This is a genomic window from Methylobacterium sp. WL1 (genome assembly GCF_008000895.1).
In the GTDB taxonomy this organism is placed as follows: Bacteria; Pseudomonadota; Alphaproteobacteria; order Rhizobiales; family Beijerinckiaceae; genus Methylobacterium.
On record NZ_CP042823.1, the window covers coordinates 450288 to 465259 of the forward strand.

Here is a 14972-nt window from a genome sequence, read left to right on the forward strand (position 1 = left end):
TCGTCAGTGCATGTTCGGATCGGATGGGGGCGCGCTTACCGCGCGGCCCGCATCGCGAGGCGGATACCGTTGAGCTTGGTCTTCAGGGACGCGTCGATCATGCGCGAGCCCATCCGGACGACGAGGCCGCCGATCAGGCTCGGATCGATGACCAGATCGACGTCCACGTCGGACTTGGCGATGTCGCGCAGGGACGCCTTGATCTCCTCGATCAGCGCGTCGGACGGCCGTTCGGCCACCCGCACCTCGGCGCGCACGACGCCCCTCGAGTCCTGGACCAGAGACCGGAAGGCGCGGATCATGCCCGGCAGGGCGAAGAGGCGCCGGTTCGAGGCCGCGAGCCGGATGAAGTTGCCGGCCAGTCTGCCGATCCCGGCGCGGTCGAGCACGGCACCGATGGCGGCGACCTGCTCGTTGGGGGTGAAGGCCGGGCTGCGGACGAGGCGACGCAGGTCCGCGCTCTCCTTCAGCAGGCCATCGAATTGATTGAGTGCTTCGGCGACTGCGTCGACCTGGCGCTCGTCACGCGCGAGCTCGAAGAGGGCGGAAGCGTACCGGCCCGCCACGCCTGCGACCAGGGGACCAGCCTCGGAACCGTTCTGCGCCACCCGTCGCTCTCTTCTCTGTTGCCCGCCCGATCCGCGCGCTCCGGCCGGGAGCACGGTGCGGATACCGTTCGGGACGTGGGATCGCGCCAGCAATGGGAACGGTCCAGGACCAGCCCTTGTGGCGCGGCGACCGCCTAGCATGCCAGCATGGCCGCACGCAACACGGACCGGCGCGGCTCTGCGCGCTACGGCGGCGGAAGTGTGACGCAGCCGGCCTCAGCAGGCCAGGCGATCACACCGCCGCGTGCTGGCGATCATCTTCGCCATGGCGTTGGCGCCGGGGTGACCGAGGATCCCGCTGTTGCCCAGGACGTACGAGGGCGTCGCGTAGAGGCCGAGGTCGGCCGCCATCCGCATCTGGCTCTTGAGCGCCAGCCGGACCTCCTCGCTGTCGGCGATCGCCTCGACGTCCACCTGCGGGATGCCGAGCGCGGCCGCGGCCGTCAGGGCGCCGGGTCCGTCGATGCGACCGGGCTTGCTCAGCAGCGTCCGGTAGAATCCCCAGGCCGCCGCAGCGCCGAGCTTGCGCTGGACGGCCAGCATCACCTTTGCGGCCTGAGCGGATTGCGGCGACAGGATCGGATTGTTGACCAGGCCGACACGCAGGTCCGGATCCGATTCGTGCAGCGCCACCACATCGGCCGCGGCCTTTCGGCAGTACGGGCAGTTGAAGTCGAAGAACTCGTAGAGCGTGGTCTGGGCCTCGCGCGGCCCCGCATAGGTGACCCCGCGCAGGTCCGGGATCTGCCCGGTGATCTCACCCGGCAGGATCGAGTTCGCGACCGGCCGGCCATCATCGCCGGTCACCGCGACGCGCTGGCCGTAGGATTGCGCGGCCGCGTGCCCGAGCCCGGCGCCCAGGGACGCGCCGGCCGCGGCGGCGATGAGGTGACGACGGGACAGCGCCATGGAATCCGTGCGGGACAGAGGGGATCGTTCGGCCGGAGCGGGGCCGGAACAGGAACTTGCGCCGACAGATGATGCCGGTTCGTGAACGCCGCCCTACCGGATCCCGGCCGGGCGGTCGCCAACCGCCCAGGCCAGGGCCTGGTCCAGACGGTCGTTGCCCCAGAACAGCTCGCCGTCATCGGCCAGGAAGGTCGGGGCGCCGTAGATGCCGCGGGACCGCGCCTCCTCGACGCTGACCCGGAGCCGGGTCTTGTTGGCCTCGCCGGCGGCGGCACGCACCGTCTGGGTGCCGTCGAGACCGAGCGAATCGAGGATCTCGACCACCGCGGACGGTTCGGCGATGGAGCGCCCTTCGGCGAAGCTCGCGGTGAAGACCGCCTTCGAGAACGGCACCAGCCAATCCTGGTCGTGCCCGTAGACCGCGGCTCGCACCGCGCTGAGGCTGTTCTGCGGAAACTGGGCCGGACGGGTGAGCGGCGGCAGGCCGAGTCGGGCGGCCTCGCGCTCCACGTCGCGCCACATGTTCTTGCCCTTGGCCGGATAGAGGTTGAACGGCGACGTCGTCCAGCCCTGCGCCGCGAAGAGCGGCCCGACCAGGAACGGCCGCCAGCGCACGGTCACGCCCGCATCGGCGGCGGCCGCCTCGATCCGCATCGCCGCCAGATAGGAATACGAGGAGGCGAATTCGTACCAGAACTCCAAGGTTGGCTGGCGCGCCATAGATTTCGCTTCTCCGATGCTCTCGTGCGGCCGGGATCAGGCAATGCCCGCGCCGCGCCGTGCCTCACACGGCCGCAAGGCCGTCATGAGGCGAAACGCTGTCGATCGTCCGGCAACAGGCTACGCGCGAGGCGGCACGCCGGTTGCAGGCCGATGATGCCCGCGATAAGCCGCCGACACCCTGCACCAGTTCCGGAACCAGCATGTCCGATCCCGCGAAGAGCCCCGTGAAGAAGGTGGTGCTGGCCTATTCCGGCGGCCTCGACACCTCCATCATCCTGAAGTGGCTGCAGACCACCTACGGCTGCGAGGTCATCACCTTCACGGCCGATCTCGGCCAGGGCGAGGAACTGGAGCCCGCCCGCCGCAAGGCGGAGCTGCTCGGCATCAAGCCCGAGAACATCTACATCGAGGACCTGCGCGAGGAGTTCGTACGGGACTACGTGTTCCCGATGTTCCGGGCCAACGCGGTCTACGAGGGGGTGTACCTGCTGGGCACCTCGATCGCGCGGCCGCTGATCGCCAAGAAGCAGATCGAGATCGCCGAGAAGGTCGGGGCCGACGCGGTCTGCCACGGCGCCACCGGCAAGGGTAATGATCAGGTCCGGTTCGAGCTCGGCTACTACGCGCTGAAGCCCGACGTCACGGTGATCGCCCCCTGGCGCGAGTGGGACCTGCGCTCGCGCGAGCAGCTGATCGCCTTCGCCGAGCAGCACCAGATCCCGATCGCCAAGGACAAGCGCGGCGAGAGCCCGTTCTCGGTGGATGCCAACCTTCTGCACGCCTCCTCGGAGGGCAAGGTGCTGGAGGATCCGGCCATCGAGGTGCCGGACCACGTCTTCTCCCGGACGATCTCCCCGGAGCAGGCGCCGGACACGCCGACCATCATCACCATCGGGTTCGAGAGGGGTGACGCGGTCTCGATCGACGGCGAGGCCCTGTCGCCCGCGAGCCTGCTGGCCAAGCTCAACCAGCTCGGCCACGACAACGGCATCGGCCGGCTCGACCTTGTGGAGAACCGCTTCGTCGGCATGAAGAGCCGCGGCATGTACGAGACGCCGGGCGGCACGATCCTGCTGCCGGCCCACCGGGCGATCGAATCGATCACGCTCGACCGTGGCGCGGCCCACCTCAAGGACCAGCTGATGCCGCAATACGCGGAGCTGATCTACAACGGCTTCTGGTTCTCGCCTGAGCGCGAGATGATCCAGGCGCTGATCGACAAGAGCCAGGAGAAGGTCACGGGCACGGTGCGGCTGAAGCTCTACAAGGGCGGCGTCCACGTGATCGGCCGCGAGAGCCCGCACTCGCTCTACGATCAGGACCTCGTGACGTTCGAGGAAGGCGCCGTGGCCTATGATCACCGCGACGCCGCGGGCTTCATCAAGCTGAACGCGCTCCGGCTGCGCACCCTGGCGCAGCGCAAGAAGCGGGACGCCTGAGCGGCCCCCGGGGGCCTCGCTCAAGCGGGCTCCCAGACCGACGCGGCATTCCTGCGGAACGGGCCGGGCCCGAGATCGGCGTAGCGCAGGAAGATCTGGAAGGCCGGCTGCATCTCGCGGTGAAGCCGGGCCAGGCTGTCGTCATCGGTGGCGCCGCCGATGTGCTGCCCCATGGCGTGCGTGTACGGTCCCGTCCCGCCATAGGGCCGCTCCAGGTCGATGCGCGGCACGCCGTGTTCCGCGTCCCAGACGTGGTTGAGCTGCGGGATCAGCGCGAGATGCGCGTCCGTCACCGCGAAAGTGATGTGCTCCGGCGTCTCGCCGGTGGCGGCATCCCGGAATACGTCGGTGATCGCCGCGCAATCCAGCTTGGCGAGCGGGTTGTGATATTGGTAGCGGCCGGGCTTGAGCTTCGCGTTCTGCGAGAAAACCGCAATCCCATCCTCGAGCGCCCGATGCTCCTCCTCGGCGCCGTCGTCGTCCCCGGTGACGTTGGCGATGTCGCCGTCCCGGTCGTGGCTGCCGTAGGGCGCCTCCGGGTGAATCATCGGCGCGCCGGGCTCGGCGCCGTTCCAGGCGACCACCATCCGGCGAATCAGGGCGATGCGCTCGAGGGTGAGGTCGTAGACGGCGTCGTTCATGGTCGGTCGGTCCCGGATGTCGTGGTTCTGGCGCCTCTCTTACAGAGCCGATTCGGAGGCTGCTACCGCCCGGTACGGCCTTGTTCCCGCATGGCGTCCGATCACTCATAGATGGGGTTTGATTTCGCGAATCGGGGATGCCCATGGCCGGTTCGACCGTCCACACCTGCGATCACGATCCGTTGGTGTTGCTTCCTGAAGCTGTGGCCTTTCCAGTCGACGTACGGCGTGTCGATATCCTCAAGATCGGCCGCAGCCGCGTACTGGTGCCGCAGGGCGGGCGCCGGGATAATTTTTTCTTGAATTGGCCACGCGTCAGCGACGATTGTATGGTCGAACGCAACCAGCCGGACGCACAGGATTGGCGGCCAATGTGGTCTCCGATCGATAGGCTTGGGGCGACCGACGCGGTCATCGCGAGCGCAGCGAAGCAAGCGAGGATAGCGCCTTGTTCGGGGAGCGCGCGCTGTACTTGGTCGCTTCGCTGCACTCGCGATGACTGTGCGGGACGATCGGCTCAAACGCATTCAGCGGACGCTACCTGACACCGGCATGCGCCTCCTCGACCGATACCTGCCGACCTACCAGTTCAGCGAGATGCATGCCTGCCTGGTGGCTGCCGAACCTGCCGCGATCCTCGACCGCGTTGCCGCCTATCGACCGGATTCGGATCGATTCTTTCGGCTCATGATCGGCCTGCGGGAATGGCCGATGCGCGTCCTTGGCAAGCCGGATGCGGTGCGTCCGCAATTCGGCTTCGACGACTTCACGCTCCTCGGCCGGAGCGAGAGCGAGATCGTCTATGGGTTGGTCGGCCGGTTCTGGCGACCGGATTACGGGCTCGAGACGATCGCCGACGACGCCGCGTTCGTGGCCTGCGATGCGACGCACATCGCGAAACTCGCCCTTGCCTTCCAAACCCGGCGTGACCCCGACGGCCGGACCCGGCTCGTCACCGAGACCCGCGTCTTCTGCGCGAGCCGCGCCGCGCGGCTGAAGTTCATGCCGTATTGGCTGCTGATCCGCCCCGTCAGCGGTTTCTTGCGACGGCGCATGCTTGCGTCGATCAGGACCAGCACCGAAGCACGGGAGACCGTCATCGCCGGAGACAGCCCGTAAGCCCTTCGATCTGTCCCATCATGGCCTGGATCTGCGCGGCGCGGCGGCGGACCCCGGGGGAGGGGCGGCCGGCGCTGCGGGTGATCGGGTTCGGCAGCACGGCGGCCAGAAGGGCGGCTTCTCCCCGGCTCAGCCGGCTCGCGTCCTTGCCGAACCAGTGGCGGCTCGCCGCCTGCGCGCCGTAGATGCCGTCGCCCCATTCGGCGATGTTGAGATAGATTTCCATCATCCGCCGTTTGCCCCAGAGGGCGTCCAGCGCCAGCGCGAGCGGGATCTCGAACGCCTTCCGGATGTAGGACCGGCCCGGCCACAGGAAGACGTTCTTCACCGTCTGCATGGCGATGGTCGAGGCGCCTCGGCTCGGCGAATCCTCGTCCTCCACGACCTCGCGGATGGCCCCGAAATCGACGCCGTAATCGAGGCAGAAACGCTGGTCCTCCGAGGCGATCACCGCTTGGGGCAGCGCCGGCGCGATCGCCGAGAGCGGCACCGCGTCCCGGCTCACGGGCTGAAGCGTCAACCAGCGTCCGAGCATCAGAGTCGACGGCGGCGTCACCGCGCTATAGACGAGCGCCAGCGTGAGCGTGGAGATGAATCCGACGGCGGGGAGCAGCAGGAGCGCTCCCACGATCCGGCGCACACGGCGGGACCGCCTTGGGCGAGCGCGTGGCAAGGCGCGCTCCGCCGCGATCCGCCTGGGTCCGGTTCGGTTGATCTTGATTTCATCTCCGCGCAAAGCGACGCCCGATTGATTTCGCCAGGCCAAGACCGGACGCAGCGCCCGATGACCTCGATACCCTCAACGCAGGCTCAGACCGGTTCGGTCAAGACGGCCACTCCCGCCGCCGGGTTTTCCCACAGGCTGACGCAGGTCGCCGAGACGGTCGAGACCTTCCTGGTCGAGCGCCTCGGACCAGAGGTCGGCCCCGGCGAGATCGCCCGGCCGCCGCGCCTGATGGAGGCGATGCGGCACGCGGTGCTGGGCGGCGGCAAGCGCCTGCGCCCGTTCCTGGCCATCGAGACCGCCCGGATGCTCGGTGGCTCGGAGGCCGCAGCGCTCGCGGCCGGCGCCGGTGTCGAACTGGTGCATTGCTACAGCCTCGTGCACGACGACCTCCCGGCCATGGACGACGACGACATGCGCCGCGGCAAGCCGACGGTGCACAAGGCCTACGACGAGGCGACCGCCATCCTGGTGGGCGACGCGCTGCAGACGCTCGCCTTCGAGATCGTCGCCGACCCGACCTGGCAGCCGGACGCGCGAATCCGCGCCGACCTCGTGCTCGGGCTCGCCCGCGCCTCAGGCCTCGGCGGAATGGTCGGCGGCCAGCTCCTCGACCTCACCGCCGAAGGGCGGTTCGGCGCCGCCACCATGGACGTGGACGACACCCTGCGGATGCAGGCGATGAAGACCGGCGCAATCCTGGCCTTCTCGGTGGAAGCCGGCGCGATCGTCGGCGGGGCCGACGAGGGTCAGCGGGCGGCGCTGCTGCGCTATGGTCTGGCACTGGGCCAGGCGTTCCAGATTGCCGACGACATCCTCGACCGGGAAGCCTCGCCCGAGGCGATGGGCAAGGCCACCGGCAAGGACAAGGACGCCGGCAAGGCGACCCTGGTGGATCGCCTGGGCCTGGACGGCGCCCGGGCCGAGTGCGACCGTCTGGTCGGCGTCTGCGAGGATGCTGTGGCGCTCTGGGGCGAGGGCGCCCGGACCTTGCGGGACGCCGCCCGCTTCACGGTGGCGCGCAAGACCTGAACCGCTTCCCGCAAACCGGTGCTGCGCATGCGCTCGGCGCAGGGCCGGCCGGCTCGCGACAATTGAACGGATCGGTTTGACCGCCCGGCAAGGACGCGGACGCGACCGTCGGGCATGCCCGCCTACCCGTCGCTCTCCCGCATCCTGGCCGCCGGCTCGGGTCTCGGCGGCCTTGGCTATCTGATGACTCGCACGGACCCCTCCGTGGAGGGTGTCCTGACTGGCTTGTCGTGCCTCGTCCTGTGTGTCGGCTTCTCCGCGCTGCCGGCTCCGAAGAGGCCGACGCGGCGTACACCCGCGCCGCCGTTGCGTCCGCCGGTGCCCGAGCCGCGAACCATCGACCCGCTGGCGGGACCGCAGCCCCACCGGCTGCTCATGGCCCAGGTCGTGCAGCCCCCCGCCCCGCCAACCCAGCCGGAGCGCAGCGACGACCTGCAGCCTGGGCGGACGTCTTGAGCCCTTGCCGCCGGGGAGCAGCAGCCTTGTCGCGTCAGGCCCGGTTCTTCTTGTTGTAGACGTCGAGGCAGACAGCCGCGAGCAGCACGATACCCTTGATGACTTGCTGGTAGTCGATGCCGATCCCGAGGATCGACATGCCGTTGTTCATCACGCCGATGATGAACGCCCCGATGACGACCCCCGAAACCTTGCCGATGCCGCCCGCGGCCGAGGCGCCGCCGATGAAGCAGGCCGCGATCACGTCGAGCTCGAACCCGACGCCGGCCTTCGGGGTCGCGGTGTTGAGGCGCGCGGCGAAGATCATGCCGGCGAGCCCGGCGAGGGCACCCATGTTGGCGAAGGTCAGGAAAGTGAGCCGCTCGGTCTTGATGCCCGACAGGCGTGCGGCCTTGATGTTGCCGCCCAGCGCGTAGATGCGCCGCCCGATCGTCGTGCGGGTGGTGACGAAGCGGTAGATCATCACCAGCACGAACATGACCAGCAACACGTTCGGCAGGCCGCGATACGAACTCATCTGGTACGCGAAGGCCAGGATCACCGCGGTGATAATGCCGTTGCGGGCGATGAACGAGGCCAGGCTGTCCGGCGAGCCTCCGTGGCGGACCTGAACGGAGCGGCGCTGCCAGTTCATGCCGAGCAGGAGGAGCGCGAGCACGAGCCCCATCAGCATCGCGGTCCAGGGCCCGGCGAAGTTGACCAGGAAGCCTTTGGAAAGGAGCTGGAACACCTCCGGGAACGGCCCGATCGAGGCGCCCTGCAACAGCGCGAGCGTCAGGCCCCGGAACACCAGCATGCCGGCGAGGGTGACGATGAAGCTCGGGATCCCGAGATACGCCACGAACGCGCCCTGCAGGCCGCCGATGGCGGCGCCGACCGCGAGGCACACGATGGTCGCGGTGAACGGGTCGATGCCGTAATGCACCATGAGCAGACCCGCCAGGGCGCCGACGAAGCCGACGATTGAGCCGATCGACAGGTCGATATGGCCGGCCACGATGACCAGCAGCATGCCCAGCGCCATCACGACGACGTAGCTGTTCTGCAGGATCAGGTTGGTCAGGTTGAGCGGCTGGAACAGCACGCCGTTCGTCGTGTACTCGAAGAACAGCGTGATCAGCAGCAGGGCGATCACCAGCCCGTAATCCCGGAACTGCGAGGTTCCCAGGAAGCCGCGCTTGGCGCGCGCATCGGCAGCGGGCTTGGCGTCCGGGACGGACTCGGGACCGGGGGGCATCGTCTTGGCCGCAGAGGTCTCGGTCATGCGTTCAGTTCCTTCGAGCGCATGATCGCGCGCATGATCGCCTCCTGGCTCGCCTCCGAGCGCTGGAACTCACCCACGAAACGCCCCTCGTTCATCACGTAGATGCGGTCGCACATGCCGAGTAGCTCAGGCATCTCGGACGAGATCATCAGCACGCCCTTGCCGCCCTCGGCCAGCTCGTTGATGATCGCGTAGATTTCGTACTTGGCGCCGACGTCGATGCCCCGAGTCGGCTCGTCCAGGATCAGCACCTTGGGGTGCGTGAACAGCCACTTGCTCAGCACGACCTTCTGCTGGTTGCCGCCGGACAGGTTTACGGTCTGCTGCGCGACTCCGAAGGAGCGGATGCGCATCTTCGCGCGATAGTCGGTGGCGACGCCGCACTCCTTGTCCTCGTCGATCACCGCGGCCCTGGACACGCCCGGCAGGTTCGCCAGCGTGGTGTTCTTGGTGATGGTCTCGTCGAGCACGAGGCCGAGCTGCTTGCGGTCCTCGGTGACGTAGGCGATGCCCGCCGTGATCGCCTTGCCGATGGACGAGACGTCGGCGTCCCGGCCTTCGATCCGGACTTGGCCCGAGATGCCCTGGCCGTAGGCGCGGCCGAACAGGCTCATGGCGAGTTCGGTGCGGCCCGAGCCCATCAGGCCGGCGATCCCGACGATCTCGCCCTTGCGGACGGTGAGGCTGACGTTGCGCACCACCGCCCGGTCGGCGTGGACGGCGTGGTGCACCGTCCAGTTGCGCACCTCCAGCATCACGTCGCCGAGCCGCGGCTCGCGGGCCGGATACCGGTTCGCCATCTCGCGGCCGACCATGCCCCGGATGATTCGGTCCTCATCGACGGTGCCGTCACGGCAATCCAGCGTCTCGACCGTGGTGCCGTCGCGCAGAACCGTGATCCGGTCGGCGACCTTGGAGATCTCGTTGAGCTTGTGGGAGATCAGGATCGACGCGATACCCTGTTCCCGAAAGCTGACGAGCAGGCGCAGGAGCGCGTCACTGTCCTTTTCGCTCAGGCTCGCGGTCGGCTCATCGAGGATGAGCAGCTTCACCTTCTTCGAGAGCGCCTTGGCGATCTCCACGAGCTGCTGCTTGCCGACGCCGAGATGGGTGACCAGCGTTTCGGGGTTCTCCTCGAGCCCCACGGTCCTCAGGAGGTCGACCGCCCGGCTGAACATCCGGTCCCGGTCGATGATGCCGAACCGGGCCGGCTCGTTGCCGAGGAAGATGTTCTCGGCGATCGACAGGAACGGAACCAGCGCGAGTTCCTGGTGGATGATGACGATCCCGACGCGCTCGCTGTCCGAGATGTCCCGAAACGCGCTGAGGCGGCCCTCGTAATGGATCTCGCCCTCGTAGGTTCCGTGCGGGTAGACCCCGCTCAGGACCTTCATCAGCGTCGACTTTCCGGCGCCGTTCTCCCCGACCAGGGCATGGATCTCGGCCGGCCGGATCGTCAGGTTGACGTCGGAGAGCGCCTTGACGCCGGGAAATGTCTTCGTAATCCCTCGCATTTCGAGGACGGGCTGCATGCGACCAATTCCGGCTCATCGTTCAGATGTCGGCAGCCGATGCCGGGGATGCCGGCATCGGCCAGGATCGATCGGGACCGGACCCCGGCCCCGCCGCGCTTATTTCAGCTGGTCGAGCGTGTAGTAGCCGGTTTCCACGAGGACCGGCTTCCAGTTATCCTTGGTGACGACGACCGGCTTCAGCAGGAAGGACGGGACGATCTTCTTGCCGTTGTTGTAGGTTTTGGTGTCGTTCACCTCGGGCTGCTTGCCGTTCTCGATGGCGTCAATCATCGCCACAGTTACCTTGGCCAGCTCGCGCGTATCCTTGAACACGGTCGAGTATTGTTCGCCGGCGATGATGGACTTGACCGATTGCAGCTCGGCATCCTGGCCGCTGACCACCGGCATCTTCAGGCTGCCGGAGCCGTAGCCGACGCCTTTGAGCGACGAGATGATGCCGATCGAGATGCCATCGTAGGGCGACAGGACCGCATCGAGCTTGGCACTGCCGTAATAGGCCGAGAGCAGGTTATCCATGCGTGCCTGGGCGGTGGCCGGATCCCAGCGCAGGGTCGAGACCTTGTCCATTCCGGCTTGGCCAGAGCGCACGACCAGTTTCTTCGCGTCGACATACGGCTTCAGCACCGACAGCGCGCCGTCGTAGAAGAAGTAGGCGTTGTTGTCGTCCGGCGAGCCGCCGAACAGCTCGATGTTGAACGGGCCCTTGCCGTCCTTCAGCCCGAGCGCGTCGACAATCGAGTTGGCCTGCTGCACGCCAACCTGGAAGTTGTCGAACGTGGCGTAGAAATCGACGTTCGGGGTTCCCTTGATCAAGCGGTCGTACGCGATGACCTTGACGCCGGCATCCTTGGCTTTCGACAGCACGTCACTGAGCGTCGTGCCGTCGATCGACGCGATCACGAGGACTTTTGCCCCTTTGGTGAGCATGTTCTCGATCTGGGCGAGCTGATTCGGGATGTCGTCGTCGGCGTATTGCAGGTCCGGCTTGTAGCCCTTGGCGGACAGCTGCTTCACGATGTTGTTGCCGTCGTCGATCCAGCGCTGAGACGACTTGGTCGGCATGGCGACACCGATCAGGTCGCCGCCGGCGGCGAGCGCCTCCGGCACGGCGATGCCGGCCAGCATCGTGGCAGCGAGCGCGAGCCTCAAGAATGACTGCTTGGTGATCATCAAGTCCCCCCGGTCGTATTGTCGTCCCGCGCGCCGGATCGGCGCACGCCGCGTTGAGCGAATGCTTTTTTTGATTGACGGACGTCGTCGGCAGATCGGCGCCCTATAGCCAACTCTGCGCGAGAACTTCCTCGGCGAGCCGATCCCGACGTGTTGGGACGGTCACCAGTCTTCGGCACCGGCACCGGCGGCCCGGTCGTCCGACGGACGCCCGGTGACGGAACTGGCGAAGGCGGCGCACGGCTTACGAGGGCCCTCGCCCCGCGCGCGACCGAGTTCGTAACTCGGCCGTTTTTGTTGAGCGATTTGTATGAGTTATAAAACGGTGCGTCAATCGGCGCCGCGCAGAGCACACGGAAAAAGCGTGGATGCTGTTGAAGGCGGTTGCGCCGTGTGGGCGGGGCCGCGCCGGCAGGCGACGGCCCGGGATTTCAGCCGCGTCCGACGAACGGCATCTTGGTCGCCATCACGGTCATGAACTGGACGTTCGCCTCCAGGGGAAGGTTCGCCATCATCAGCACCGCGTCGCCGACATGGTCCGGGTCCATCACCGCCTCAGGCCGCGTCGAGCCATCGGGCTGCGCGACGCCGGCCTTCATCTTGCCGCCCATCGGGGTGTCGGCGTTGCCGATATCGATCTGGCCGCAGGCGATGTCGTAGGCGCGCCCATCCAGCGAAGTCGCCTTGGTCAGGCCGGTCACGGCGTGCTTCGTCGCCGTGTAGGCGATCGAATTCGGCCGCGGGGCATGGGCCGAGATCGAACCATTGTTGATGATCCGGCCGCCACGGGGATCCTGGTCGCGCATGATCCGGAAGGCGTGCTGGGTGCACAGGAACAGCGCCGTCAGGTTGGTGTCGATCACCTGGCGCCAGGTCTCGAGCGGCAGATCCTCCAGCGGGACAGCCGGGGCACCGATCCCGGCATTGTTGAACAGCAGGTCGAGACGGCCGAACCGGCCTTTGGTCTGCGCGAACAGGTTGGCGATCGACTCCGGGTCGGTCACATCGGTGGGCACCACGAGGGCGCGGCCGGGCTCGATCCGCGCCGCGACCTCGTCGAGCGGCGCCTGCCGCCGCCCGGACAGCACGACGGTCCATCCGGCCCCGGCGAGCGCCAGGGCCGAAGCCTTGCCGACCCCCGTCCCCGCTCCGGTCACGATCGCGATCCGACCAGCCACCGACATCGCCGCCTCCCTGTTCCATGACGTTGCCCCGGCTGTACCGGACCGCCGTGGCGGCGCGAAGGGCGATCCGTTTCAGATGCATGGGGACCGTAGCGACCGGCAACACGCTATGGTGGAGATGACGGTACGCGGGATCGGGAGCGGCGGGATGCGGGCCTTTCGGGAAACAGGTGCGATCGCGGCCGCAGCGGAGCGCAGATGAGCGCACCCGAGATCCCGTTCCTGGCCGGACTTGACGCGGCGGCGGTCTCGGCCGTCCGTGCCCGCATGGTCTCGATGGCGGTGCCAGCCGGCCGGACCCTGTTCGAGCAGGGCGATGTCGGCGACGCGCTCTACACGCTGGTTTCCGGCGCGGTCGGCGTCTCGACGCGCGATCGCCACGGGATCTTCACCCGGATCGCCCGGCTGCGCCCACCCGAGACCTTCGGCGAGATGGCGCTCCTGTCCGAGGCGCCGCGCGCCGCGACCGTCATGGCACTGCGGGATTCGCAGTTCCTGTGCCTGACACGCGCCGCCTTCGAGACCGTGATCACGGAGCATCCGCACACGCTCCTCTACTTCGCCCGCATGCTCGCCGAGCGCCTGCGCACGCTCTACGACGGCCATTCGGTGCATCAAGCGCCGCGCACCTTCGTGGTTCTGGCGGTGACGGATGGCCCGGACCCGGAGCCGCTCGCCCACGACTTCGCCGCCGCCCTCGACGCGATCCTGCCGGGGAAAACGGCTTGCCTGAGCCGGTGGCCCGATGGGGCCGACGAGGACTGGGTTCACGCCTTCGAGGCCCGGCATGCGCGGACGGTGTTCGTTGCGCGGGACATCGGCGACGCGTGGTCGCGGCTGAGCCAGCGCCTCGGCGACCATGTTCTGTTGCTTGCCGAGCCCGGCGCGCCGCCGCGCCCCGGCGTGACCGCCTATCTGGAGCGGGTGCGGTCCGACTGGATCCGCATGGACCTGGTGGTGCGCCAGGACCCCGCGGCATCGCGCCCGAAGGCCCTGCACCCGCAGGTCGCTGGCCTGCCCGTTGCGATGCGGGTCCAGGTCCGCCCCGGCCGGCACCTCGACGTCCGTCGGCTTGCACGGCTGGCCAGCGGGGTCGGGCGGGGACTGGTGCTCGGCGGGGGCGGCGCGCGCGCATTTGCCCATCTCGGCGTGCTCCAGGCCCTGGACGAGGCCGGCTGTCCGCCGGACTTCGTGGGCGGCACCAGCATGGGAGCGATCATCGCCGCCAGCCTCGCCATGGGCTGGAGCCTCGCCGAGATCCAGGCGCAGACCGAGGCCTCGTTCGCCGGCCGCAGCCTGATAAACGATTACACTTTGCCCATCCACGCCCTGACGCGGGGTTCCAAGGTCGACGCAGGTCTCGCCGAACGCTACGGCGGCGCGCGGATCGAGGACCTGTGGCTGCCGTATTTCTGCGTGTCGTCGAACCTGACGACCGGGCGGGCGATGATCCACCGCGCCGGGGACCTGCCCAAGGCCTTGCGGGCGAGCATCGCGATCCCGGGACTGCTGCCCCCAGTCCTGTGCGAGGCGGGCGTGCTGGTCGACGGGGGCATGATGAACAACGTGCCCGCGGACGTCGCCGCCGAACTGGAGCGTGGTCCGGTCCTGGCCGTCGATGTCGGCAGCGACCGCGCGTTCCAGGACATGCCCATCCGGGGCTGGCGCGGCCGGCTCCTGCGCAGGTTGATCGGCTCGCCGGCCGCGATGCCGGGCCTGGCGCCGCTCTTGTTGCGCGCGGCCACCGTGTCGAGCGATGCGCAAACCATGATGGCCGCGGCCCACGCCACGGCCCTGCTCAGACCGCCGCTCGCCGGCATCGATCTGCGCGCGTGGTCGAGCTTCCGGGAATCGGCCGAGCTCGGTTACCGGGACACCCGCGCGAACATCGAGGCCGGACATCTGGCGCAGTGGCTCGATCCGATGCGCTGACCGATCGCCGGATCGCGCAGGGCGGTCGCGCGTGTGCCAGCACACCGTGGCGACGAGCAGGGGGTAACCAGATGCCCCGGTCAACGATCTTCCCTGAGACGAAGACACGCTGAGCTCGAAGACGATGACTACGAATTCTTCAGGACCACGCAACCGGACCGATAGCGCGCGGGCATCAAGCCTACGGGATGGCGATGGCGCACCCTATGTCCCCGCCTCGGGAGCCCTGCTGCACG

13 protein-coding genes are annotated in these 14972 nt (G+C 68.1%); 4 read left to right on the forward strand and 9 right to left on the reverse strand.

The window, feature by feature from the left end:
• Nucleotides 1-35 precede the first annotated feature (35 nt).
• The 3 genes from FVA80_RS02500 to FVA80_RS02510 form a co-directional block, all read right to left on the reverse strand.
• Complete coding sequence (locus tag FVA80_RS02500; RefSeq protein ID WP_147905663.1) at nucleotides 36-608, reverse strand: F0F1 ATP synthase subunit delta; 573 nt, start codon at nucleotides 606-608, stop codon at nucleotides 36-38.
• A 216-nt stretch (nucleotides 609-824) separates the two neighbouring features.
• Entirely contained in the window at nucleotides 825-1517 is a 693-nt protein-coding gene (locus FVA80_RS02505; RefSeq protein ID WP_147905664.1) for a DsbA family protein, read from the reverse strand.
• Between the two features lie 93 nt (nucleotides 1518-1610).
• Entirely contained in the window at nucleotides 1611-2237 is a 627-nt protein-coding gene (locus FVA80_RS02510; RefSeq protein WP_147905665.1) for a 2-hydroxychromene-2-carboxylate isomerase, read from the reverse strand.
• A gap of 203 nt (nucleotides 2238-2440) precedes the next feature.
• Here FVA80_RS02510 and FVA80_RS02515 point away from each other — a divergent pair, with 203 nt between their 5' ends.
• The gene (locus tag FVA80_RS02515; RefSeq protein ID WP_147905666.1) at nucleotides 2441-3679 is read left to right on the forward strand and encodes an argininosuccinate synthase; all 1239 of its coding nucleotides are present in this window, start codon (nucleotides 2441-2443) and stop codon (nucleotides 3677-3679) included.
• A gap of 20 nt (nucleotides 3680-3699) precedes the next feature.
• Here the strand turns inward: FVA80_RS02515 and FVA80_RS02520 are convergent, their stop codons facing one another.
• Nucleotides 3700-4320 carry a hypothetical protein gene (locus tag FVA80_RS02520; RefSeq protein ID WP_147905667.1) on the reverse strand — a complete coding sequence of 207 codons (621 nt, stop codon included), beginning with the start codon at nucleotides 4318-4320 and terminating at the stop codon, nucleotides 3700-3702.
• Nucleotides 4321-4872: 552 nt separating this feature from the next.
• Between FVA80_RS02520 and FVA80_RS02530 the strand changes: the two genes are divergently transcribed.
• Nucleotides 4873-5439, forward strand: coding sequence for a hypothetical protein (locus tag FVA80_RS02530; RefSeq protein ID WP_147905668.1), 567 nt, complete (start codon nucleotides 4873-4875; stop codon nucleotides 5437-5439).
• On the opposite strand, the gene mtgA is transcribed toward FVA80_RS02530, so the two are convergent.
• Nucleotides 5417-6079, reverse strand: a complete 663-nt coding sequence (mtgA, locus tag FVA80_RS02535) for a monofunctional biosynthetic peptidoglycan transglycosylase (RefSeq protein ID WP_147905669.1) — start codon at nucleotides 6077-6079, stop codon at nucleotides 5417-5419. The genes FVA80_RS02530 and mtgA overlap by 23 nt on opposite strands.
• A gap of 144 nt (nucleotides 6080-6223) precedes the next feature.
• On the opposite strand from mtgA, the gene FVA80_RS02540 reads away from it, so the two are divergent.
• Nucleotides 6224-7195, forward strand: a complete 972-nt coding sequence (locus FVA80_RS02540; RefSeq protein ID WP_246692235.1) for a polyprenyl synthetase family protein — start codon at nucleotides 6224-6226, stop codon at nucleotides 7193-7195.
• A gap of 490 nt (nucleotides 7196-7685) precedes the next feature.
• Here the strand turns inward: FVA80_RS02540 and mmsB are convergent, their stop codons facing one another.
• The 4 genes from mmsB to FVA80_RS02560 all read right to left on the reverse strand — a co-directional run bounded on the left by mmsB (nucleotide 7686) and on the right by FVA80_RS02560 (nucleotide 12804).
• Nucleotides 7686-8915, reverse strand: a complete 1230-nt coding sequence (gene mmsB / locus FVA80_RS02545) for a multiple monosaccharide ABC transporter permease (RefSeq protein WP_147905670.1) — start codon at nucleotides 8913-8915, stop codon at nucleotides 7686-7688.
• Nucleotides 8912-10447, reverse strand: coding sequence for a multiple monosaccharide ABC transporter ATP-binding protein (gene mmsA, locus FVA80_RS02550; protein WP_147905671.1), 1536 nt, complete (start codon nucleotides 10445-10447; stop codon nucleotides 8912-8914). The genes mmsB and mmsA overlap by 4 nt, the downstream gene beginning before the upstream one ends.
• A gap of 99 nt (nucleotides 10448-10546) precedes the next feature.
• Nucleotides 10547-11575, reverse strand: a complete 1029-nt coding sequence (gene chvE / locus FVA80_RS02555; protein ID WP_246692486.1) for a multiple monosaccharide ABC transporter substrate-binding protein — start codon at nucleotides 11573-11575, stop codon at nucleotides 10547-10549.
• A gap of 476 nt (nucleotides 11576-12051) precedes the next feature.
• The gene (locus FVA80_RS02560) at nucleotides 12052-12804 is read right to left on the reverse strand and encodes an SDR family oxidoreductase (RefSeq protein WP_147905673.1); all 753 of its coding nucleotides are present in this window, start codon (nucleotides 12802-12804) and stop codon (nucleotides 12052-12054) included.
• 198 nt (nucleotides 12805-13002) lie between these two features.
• On the opposite strand from FVA80_RS02560, the gene FVA80_RS02565 reads away from it, so the two are divergent.
• The gene (locus tag FVA80_RS02565; protein WP_147905674.1) at nucleotides 13003-14736 is read left to right on the forward strand and encodes a patatin-like phospholipase family protein; all 1734 of its coding nucleotides are present in this window, start codon (nucleotides 13003-13005) and stop codon (nucleotides 14734-14736) included.
• The last annotated feature ends 236 nt before the right edge of the window (nucleotides 14737-14972 follow it).

Coding starts and splice junctions, on each gene's coding strand:
- FVA80_RS02505 (WP_147905664.1), bottom strand. CDS start 1,517: ATGGCGCTGTCCCGTCGTCACCTCATCGCCGCCGCGGCCGGCGCGTCC.
- mmsA (WP_147905671.1), bottom strand. CDS start 10,447: ATGCAGCCCGTCCTCGAAATGCGAGGGATTACGAAGACATTTCCCGGC.
- FVA80_RS02560 (WP_147905673.1), bottom strand. CDS start 12,804: ATGTCGGTGGCTGGTCGGATCGCGATCGTGACCGGAGCGGGGACGGGG.
- FVA80_RS02565 (WP_147905674.1), top strand. CDS start 13,003: ATGAGCGCACCCGAGATCCCGTTCCTGGCCGGACTTGACGCGGCGGCG.
- mmsB (WP_147905670.1), bottom strand. CDS start 8,915: ATGACCGAGACCTCTGCGGCCAAGACGATGCCCCCCGGTCCCGAGTCC.
- FVA80_RS02515 (WP_147905666.1), top strand. CDS start 2,441: ATGTCCGATCCCGCGAAGAGCCCCGTGAAGAAGGTGGTGCTGGCCTAT.
- chvE (WP_246692486.1), bottom strand. CDS start 11,575: ATGCTGGCCGGCATCGCCGTGCCGGAGGCGCTCGCCGCCGGCGGCGAC.
- FVA80_RS02540 (WP_246692235.1), top strand. CDS start 6,224: ATGACCTCGATACCCTCAACGCAGGCTCAGACCGGTTCGGTCAAGACG.
- FVA80_RS02530 (WP_147905668.1), top strand. CDS start 4,873: ATGCGCCTCCTCGACCGATACCTGCCGACCTACCAGTTCAGCGAGATG.
- FVA80_RS02510 (WP_147905665.1), bottom strand. CDS start 2,237: ATGGCGCGCCAGCCAACCTTGGAGTTCTGGTACGAATTCGCCTCCTCG.
- FVA80_RS02520 (WP_147905667.1), bottom strand. CDS start 4,320: ATGAACGACGCCGTCTACGACCTCACCCTCGAGCGCATCGCCCTGATT.